Origin of the sequence: Limosilactobacillus portuensis (assembly GCF_014838735.1) — a bacterium.
Lineage (GTDB): Bacteria > Bacillota > Bacilli > Lactobacillales > Lactobacillaceae > Limosilactobacillus > Limosilactobacillus portuensis.
In genome coordinates this window covers 1-323 of record NZ_JABUXQ010000094.1, presented here as the reverse complement: position 1 = coordinate 323, position 323 = coordinate 1, and the positions used below count along the sequence as shown (strand labels likewise).

General features: G+C 31.0%; 1 protein-coding gene. It reads left to right on the top strand.

Annotation, left to right across the window (positions count from 1 at the left end; translation table 11 throughout):
- Nucleotides 1-48: 48 nt before the first annotated feature.
- The coding region (locus HUK49_RS11075; RefSeq protein WP_206705669.1) for a hypothetical protein at nt 49-323 on the top strand (275 nt) is incomplete at its 3' end.

The following is a 323-nucleotide window of genomic DNA, read 5'->3' as shown; positions in this document are numbered from 1 at the left end:
TATTCAAAAATAAACCATACTATTCGTCAACGACTCAAAAGACAAAGGATGCATGATACTAGTAACACATTAACTCAGGAAAAGCTTATTGAAAATTTAGCACAAGGAAAAATTGATGTAGAAACATTCAGAGAACAGTCCCAATCAATTAATCTACAGAATAAACCTATACAAGCAATAAGTGATATTCGTATAAAAGCATCACTACAAAAGGTTATACAGAAAAGTTTCACGTTAAACATGCTGAATCCCTATATTGATGAAATTCGCATTACAAAAAACAAAGCCCTTGTTGGGATCTATTTCAAAAATGAACCATTGAA